Below are 5,821 nucleotides of genomic sequence, written 5' to 3'. Positions count from 1 at the left end.
TGGAGTCACCAATCCCCTTGGGGACTGGCGACCCCGAGGGTTGAAAAAAAGTTACGCTTGAGCTACTCGCTTGCTCATGGTTTAGTCCCCGTTAACAGGAACGTCAACCGCGACCGACAGATCTGCAAAGTGAGATGGCGGCAGGGGGGTGTTTTCAGGATCATCTTTGTAGTTGTCCCAGTCGAAGACTTCGACATCTACATCGCCGTCGCAGATGTAGTCCGCAACGCCGCCTGAAACGACAACCAGGCACCGGGCTTGGAGAGCCTTGGGCGCGCTGATGTTGACGCAAATCGCCCTATCGGCTGCTTCGGTGTCACCTTCATCGTTCATCAAGGTTCGATCTGCATCTTGCAGACCAATCTTGATGAGCCGATCGAGAATCTGCTCTACATCAGCATCGGTGAAGTCGTTGTCGGCCTCGATGTTGACGATGAGCTTGTGGGTTTTCATTGACATGTGGTACTCCATTGGGTGTGGATGCCACATGCCCATCGGGCGTATGGCACCCGTTGGGTTGATGCTCTTGCGAGCGGTTGATGCTGATTATTTTGATTCCCCAGCAAGGAACATTGAACGGCCAAGATTACCTTGAACGTGCCAAATCGCAGTTTTCCGAAGCGCCTGGATGGGCGCTTGGGGAAACTGGATGAGCGCACAGGCGAGGCGCGTTGACCTTGGGGGGGCTTGCGCTCGCGCGCAGCGGCTGGTGCCGTCTTTCGTTTGCGGTGCCTCCATGTGGTTGGAGGCCGCTTTGGTACTGCAGTGTGCGAGCAGAACTGGTTAGAGTGACTGGAGCGACCAGTCGATTTTTGCCGATTGTTTACTCGCTCCTCGGTCAGGAGCTGTGCTTCGGCGATTGAGCCCAAGCATGCGCACGCGATTCTAGCTGCAGTCCCGCCAGGATGCAAAGACTATTGCCTGGAAAGCCTCTGACAGATCGTGCCCGGAGCGCCTATGCATCGCCAGGCTCCGGGACTCGATGTGGGGGATTGGCGAAATGCGCTCCAATGTGTCGTATTTCCAAATTCATTCTCAAATAATCTATGCTGTAATTATGCGTGCTTTTCGATTCGATTCACCTGAGTCGCTACAAACTCAAGTTTTCGATATTAGAATGAAGCGTCTTTACTACTAGTTGTGACTGAATATGTTTGAAAACACCATTGATCAATTTGAGGAAGCTGGCGCCACGGCGGTGCTGCAGGATGAGGCGAATCTGGAGCTCGGACAAGTGCATGGCTCCGGCGACTATGACCGCCTGATTGCCCAGCGTGAGGAGTTGGAGCGTCGCGCCCGCCAGGAGCGTGAAGAATTGGAGGCCAAGATTCAAGAAGCCCGCACGCGTCACCTGGAGGGTGTTGTGAAAGAAATCCAGGCAAAGATCGCGCAGTTTGGCCTTATGCCCAGCGACGTGTTTCCTGAGTTCAATTTCAGCCGCAAGCGCAAGGAGTCCACGTCTCAGCCGAAATACCGCGATCCGGCCACGGGTGCGACCTGGACGGGCCGAGGCAAGGTTCCGGCATGGATTGGGGACAAGGATCGCGAGCAGTTTGCTATTTGATTTGCCGAGTGTAAAACCAGGGGATTGCCTCCTGGTTTTCATTTGAACGTTTATCGGGACGCGGCTTCTGGCATGTTGCGTGTGGGTCTGAGCAGTTGATGTTTTCTATTTAGATTGATGGAGGTTGATGGTATGGGTACATATTTGACCGTATTGGCTTGGGTTTTAGCCATCTTTGCATTTCTGGTTGTTGGGTTTCAATTCCTGGTGGTTGTTCAGCAACAAACAGTTGGCATTGTGCAAACGCTCGGTAAATTCAGTCGCGTGATTTCACCGGGATTCCACTTTGTCTTCTTTCCGATTCAGCAAGTTGCAGGTCGCCTTTCCTTAAAGATCGAAGCTGTGCCAGCCACGGTTGAGGTCAAGACCAGCAACAACATGTTCGTGGAACTGCCCGTAACCTTGATGATCAAGATACAGGAGGTGAATGCGGCTGATGCCTTTTACAAACTGAAAAATCCCCACGACCAGATTCGCTCCTGGGTGCTCAACACCGTGCGCAGCATCGCCGCGAACATGACTCTGGAGGAGTTGTTCACGGATCGACAACGAATTGCCGAATCGGTGTCCAAGGATTTGGGGCAGCGACTGGGCGGTTTTGGCTATGAATTGGAAGGTGTTTTGGTGGATCAGCCAACCGTAGAGAAATCCGTTCAGGCGTCCTTCAACCGCGTGGTGGAAGCCAGCCGCCTGAAAGAGGCAGCTGTAGCCGAGGCCGAGGCATCGCGCATCAAGACCGTCAAGCAGGCAGAGGCAGAGGCGGATGCTCAGCGCGCTCGCGCCCAGGGTTTGGCCGACTCGCGCGAACTTCTTGCCAGGGGCATGAGCCATTCCTTGAGCCAACTCGAAGGAGTGGATCCACAGATCGCCCTACAGATCCTGCTTGAAACCAATAGGATTGACGCGATGCGTGATGTCGGCAAACAAGGAAATCTGATAGTGCTCGACTTGAAGAGCGCCGATCACAACACAGCCTTGTTGCCTCTGCTGGCGAGTCGTGAAACTGCTAAATTGAAGTCGATTGCTGCCTGAGGTTTGATGGAGGTTGCGCGAACGGCTCCAGCCAATGCGGTTGTCCGCTTGTGACCAAATGCGCGACAAGCCCCGTCCAATTCAGTTGGCTGCACAGCAGCCTGGAGCCAAAGGCGCCTGAATTGGACGGGGCTTGTCGCGCATTTGGTCAACGCCTGCTATATCCTTGCGCCATGTGCAACCGCTATGAGACGCCCGAGGAGCGCGAGATCGAGCGCGAATGGCGCGTCGGTCGAAACCAACCCAGCCGCTGGTGGGATGAGGTCGTGTTTCCGCGCGGCAAGGGCGTGTTCATCCGCAGGGCCGCGCACCAGGCTGGAGATCGCCGTGAGCTGGTGATTGGTCAATGGGGCCTGATCCCGTGGTTCGCCAAGACGCCCAAGTTGCCATACAGCACGAACAACGCGCGCAGCGAGGAGCTTGCCGCCAAGGCCACCTTCAAGCAGCCATGGGCGCGTGGCCAGCGCTGCATCATCCCGGCCAGGTCGTTCGATGAGCCCTGCTGGGAGACCGGTAAGAATGTCTGGTGGCGTTTCAGGAGTGCGGACGGCAAGCCATGGGGCCTGGCTGGACTGTGGAATACCTGGATCGATAAATCCTCCGGCGAGGTGCATGAGAGCTACACCATGCTCACCATCAACGCCGATCATCATCCGCTGATGCGGCGCATGCACAAACCGGATCCGCGCTTGCCGCCCGATCAACAGGACAAGCGAAGCGTGATTCCATTGCCGCCGCAGGCGTGGGACGCTTGGCTGGCGGGGACGGTACAAACGGCGCAAAGCCTATTTGCTATTCCGGGCGAGAGCAGCTTTGCCGTGGAGTTGCTCTGATCGCCGCTGTCGCGCGCTTCAATTGGGAGATGCGCCAGACTGAGCACGCGGTTTCACCAGCGGCCACACGCCGACGACCGGGTCGCTGAACCCCATGGCGCGCAGTTTGGTGATCGCTTGCACGATGTTGGGCACCGCATAGGCCTCGATCTCCAGATCCGGGGAACCACAGCTGGGCGGCAAGGCCTCATCCCAGCCGTCAAACACCGGCCAGGGCGCGAGTTTCTGGCTTCCGTCTTTGTGCTGCACTCGCACCCAGTCTTGCCCCTCGGGATCGCGCAGAACGGCCACCGAGGTATTGCTGCGGTGCTGCCATGGCCAAGGCCTGGCATCGGCTGCTGAGGGCCGCGCAGGGGGCAGGGCGGGTGCATCCTGGGCCTGCGATGGTGGAGGGTGGCCTTGCAGGGCCTGCTGGCGTTGCACCAGCTGCGCATTGCGGGCCTGGGCCTGGCGCCGCTGTTCTTCGCGCTGCTCGGCCTGTTGCCTGGCCAAGAGCTGCTCTTGCGCCAGCCGCTGGCGAAAAACCTCGACCAGGGCTGCGGTGTTGGCCTGCAACAGCTTTCGGTCTTCGTCGCTGAGTTGTTCGCCGTGTCCCCAGGCGCCTCCTGCCAGGGCCGGTGTTTGGCTGGCTTCGTCTTGGTAGCGGTTGCGGTAGCACCTTGAGCCCAGAACCAGGATGTCCTGCCCGTCCTGGACGACGTGGATCGCGGCATATACGCCGTGTCCGCAGCCAGGGTTTTGGCATTGCACGCGCGCGGATGAGGGGACGGAGACGATGGCCAGAAGCTGCATGGGCATGCCACTCACGCGCTATTTCGCGCGCGCCTTGTGCGCCTCAACGTAGGATCGCAGCACGGCATTCATGCGCGACTGATAGCGCGTGCCAGTTTGCTTGAAGAACTCCAACACTTCGGCGTCAAGGCGCAGCGTGATTTGCTGCTTGGCTTGGGGCAACTTTGCTGCCGCCTTCATCCAAACAGCATCCGGGCGGGAAGGCGCATCCGAGGTGTCAATCTGATCATCAGGCACCTCCGCCAGCGCATTCAGCCGCGCCTTTTGCTCTTTGGTCAACGGAGGTGGGTTGTTCCCGTCAAGCGTTAGCTTCACGATATTGCGTTTGCTCATGGTGGAGTGCCTTTCGTGCAGAAATGATGCGGGTGGTGTCCTCGTGCCGCACGGTGTAGACCACGTACAGAACCGTTGCATAGACCTGTCCGATGGTGGCCCAGCGATCCTCTCCGTAGTCTGAGCGTCCGTCGTAGCTTTCGATACGCCCGCTGTCGAGAAAGACCCGCGCGGCATCCTCAAAGGCGACGCCGTGTTTCCTCAGATTTCGCGCCGCTTTGTCAGCGTCCCACTCAAAGTCCATGAAATATTGTAGCGTCAAAATGTAGTTACATCAAGCTCCTGCCATCTGCCAAATCTGCACAGGAACACTGGCGAAAAGCGGCGCAAATCGACGTGTTAATTTGAATTACATGATCCGGCCGAAGTGCAAAAGCCAAGCTCGGCATCGATGTCTTAGCTCGAATGCTTCGCATTGCAGAATGAATGTCGATTTCGCTGCCACGCGCAGTCCCCTTGCCGGAAGTTTTTGGCTGTCTGCCGCGTTGCATTCGTGATTTGCGGATACTATCCATGCGCCTTACAATTTCATCAGTTGTAAGGAATGAACATGGCAGAATCCACGATTACAGCCAAGGGGCAAACAACCGTACCGGCTGAAATCCGTCAGGCCATTGGCGGCGTGCCTGGTACTCGGCTGGTGTGGCATGTCCTCGCGGGCGGGCGCTTGTCCGTGCGCGTCAAGAACAAAACCGCCGCCGATGTGAAAGGCATCGTCAAAGTGCCCAAGGGGCAGCGCCTGGACATCGAGGAGATGCGGCCCTGATGCTGGCTGGTTCCGTCGATACCAACGTCCTGGTGCGCCTGGTCGCCCAGGATGACCCGCTGCAGGCGCAGGCGGTCGATCGGCTTTTTGCGCGCCACGCCAAGAAGAGCGAAATGCTTCTGGTGCCGGTCACCGTGGTGCTGGAGCTGGAGTTGGCACTGCGCTCCAGGCTGAACCAATCCAAGGCCCAGGTTCTGGAGACATTGGAGGCTCTTTTGTCCGTTGTGGAATTGAGTTTCGAGTCCGAGGATGCTGTGGAGCAGGCGTTGATGGACTACGCCGAGGGCGGCGCGGATTTTGGGGAGTACCTGCACCTGGCACTTGCGCGCAAGGGGCGGGCATTGCCGTTCTATACGTTCGACAGGAAGGCCACGAGAGCCACGGGGGCGAAGGCATTTTGACATCCTCCCCGCCCTAAAGGACGGGGATTCCTACTGCTAGACGGCGATGCCCCGCCGCGAGAATGTTCCTGGCCGCATTCACATCGCGGTCGTGTACCGC

Annotated in this window: 9 protein-coding genes; 5 read left to right on the top strand and 4 right to left on the bottom strand. The window is 57.9% G+C overall.

Translation table 11 applies throughout. The features are described 5' to 3' along the window. Positions 1-81: 81 nt before the first annotated feature. Positions 82-459, bottom strand: a complete 378-nt coding sequence (locus OX89_RS10310; RefSeq protein ID WP_157497418.1) for a hypothetical protein — start codon at positions 457-459, stop codon at positions 82-84. 691 nt (positions 460-1,150) lie between these two features. On the opposite strand from OX89_RS10310, the gene OX89_RS10305 reads away from it, so the two are divergent. The 3 genes from OX89_RS10305 (at position 1,151) to OX89_RS10295 (ending at position 3,429) form a co-directional block, all read left to right on the top strand. Beyond that, on the top strand, positions 1,151-1,564 hold the full coding sequence (locus OX89_RS10305; RefSeq protein WP_084002046.1) for an H-NS histone family protein: 414 nt from the start codon (positions 1,151-1,153) through the stop codon (positions 1,562-1,564). Positions 1,565-1,696: 132 nt separating this feature from the next. Further along, positions 1,697-2,596 carry an SPFH domain-containing protein gene (locus OX89_RS10300; RefSeq protein WP_047350555.1) on the top strand — a complete coding sequence of 300 codons (900 nt, stop codon included), beginning with the start codon at positions 1,697-1,699 and terminating at the stop codon, positions 2,594-2,596. Positions 2,597-2,769: 173 nt separating this feature from the next. After that, the gene (locus tag OX89_RS10295; RefSeq protein ID WP_047350552.1) at positions 2,770-3,429 is read left to right on the top strand and encodes an SOS response-associated peptidase; all 660 of its coding nucleotides are present in this window, start codon (positions 2,770-2,772) and stop codon (positions 3,427-3,429) included. 18 nt (positions 3,430-3,447) lie between these two features. Here the strand turns inward: OX89_RS10295 and OX89_RS10290 are convergent, their stop codons facing one another. Genes OX89_RS10290 through OX89_RS10280 form a run of 3 tightly spaced genes read right to left on the bottom strand, consistent with a single transcriptional unit; the run spans position 3,448 to position 4,798 of the window. Beyond that, on the bottom strand, positions 3,448-4,221 hold the full coding sequence (locus OX89_RS10290) for a hypothetical protein (protein WP_052952261.1): 774 nt from the start codon (positions 4,219-4,221) through the stop codon (positions 3,448-3,450). Positions 4,222-4,239: 18 nt separating this feature from the next. Further along, complete coding sequence (locus OX89_RS10285; RefSeq protein ID WP_047350550.1) at positions 4,240-4,554, bottom strand: BrnA antitoxin family protein; 315 nt, start codon at positions 4,552-4,554, stop codon at positions 4,240-4,242. Then, positions 4,520-4,798, bottom strand: coding sequence for a BrnT family toxin (locus OX89_RS10280; protein ID WP_047350549.1), 279 nt, complete (start codon positions 4,796-4,798; stop codon positions 4,520-4,522). The genes OX89_RS10285 and OX89_RS10280 overlap by 35 nt, the downstream gene beginning before the upstream one ends. Positions 4,799-5,098: 300 nt before the next feature. Between OX89_RS10280 and OX89_RS10275 the strand changes: the two genes are divergently transcribed. Together OX89_RS10275 and OX89_RS10270 are read left to right on the top strand one after the other, a co-directional pair. After that, on the top strand, positions 5,099-5,320 hold the full coding sequence (locus tag OX89_RS10275; protein WP_234305549.1) for a type II toxin-antitoxin system PrlF family antitoxin: 222 nt from the start codon (positions 5,099-5,101) through the stop codon (positions 5,318-5,320). Next, a complete protein-coding gene (locus OX89_RS10270) occupies positions 5,320-5,721 on the top strand; it encodes a PIN domain-containing protein (RefSeq protein ID WP_047350548.1) in 402 nt (133 codons plus the stop codon). The genes OX89_RS10275 and OX89_RS10270 overlap by 1 nt, the downstream gene beginning before the upstream one ends. The last annotated feature ends 100 nt before the right edge of the window (positions 5,722-5,821 follow it).

It is taken from the genome of Diaphorobacter sp. J5-51 (assembly GCF_001023515.1).
GTDB lineage: Bacteria > Pseudomonadota > Gammaproteobacteria > Burkholderiales > Burkholderiaceae_C > Diaphorobacter > Diaphorobacter nitroreducens.
Note: the sequence above shows the minus strand (reverse complement) of the source record. Positions and strands in the feature narration are given on the sequence as shown.

Bases quoted from the DNA above. Each gene is read 5' to 3' on its own strand.
- OX89_RS10285 (WP_047350550.1), bottom strand. From the start codon at position 4,554: ATGAGCAAACGCAATATCGTGAAGCTAACGCTTGACGGGAACAACCCA.
- OX89_RS10305 (WP_084002046.1), top strand. From the start codon at position 1,151: ATGTTTGAAAACACCATTGATCAATTTGAGGAAGCTGGCGCCACGGCG.
- OX89_RS10270 (WP_047350548.1), top strand. From the start codon at position 5,320: ATGCTGGCTGGTTCCGTCGATACCAACGTCCTGGTGCGCCTGGTCGCC.
- OX89_RS10310 (WP_157497418.1), bottom strand. From the start codon at position 459: ATGTCAATGAAAACCCACAAGCTCATCGTCAACATCGAGGCCGACAAC.
- OX89_RS10275 (WP_234305549.1), top strand. From the start codon at position 5,099: ATGAACATGGCAGAATCCACGATTACAGCCAAGGGGCAAACAACCGTA.
- OX89_RS10300 (WP_047350555.1), top strand. From the start codon at position 1,697: ATGGGTACATATTTGACCGTATTGGCTTGGGTTTTAGCCATCTTTGCA.
- OX89_RS10295 (WP_047350552.1), top strand. From the start codon at position 2,770: ATGTGCAACCGCTATGAGACGCCCGAGGAGCGCGAGATCGAGCGCGAA.
- OX89_RS10290 (WP_052952261.1), bottom strand. From the start codon at position 4,221: ATGCAGCTTCTGGCCATCGTCTCCGTCCCCTCATCCGCGCGCGTGCAA.
- OX89_RS10280 (WP_047350549.1), bottom strand. From the start codon at position 4,798: ATGGACTTTGAGTGGGACGCTGACAAAGCGGCGCGAAATCTGAGGAAA.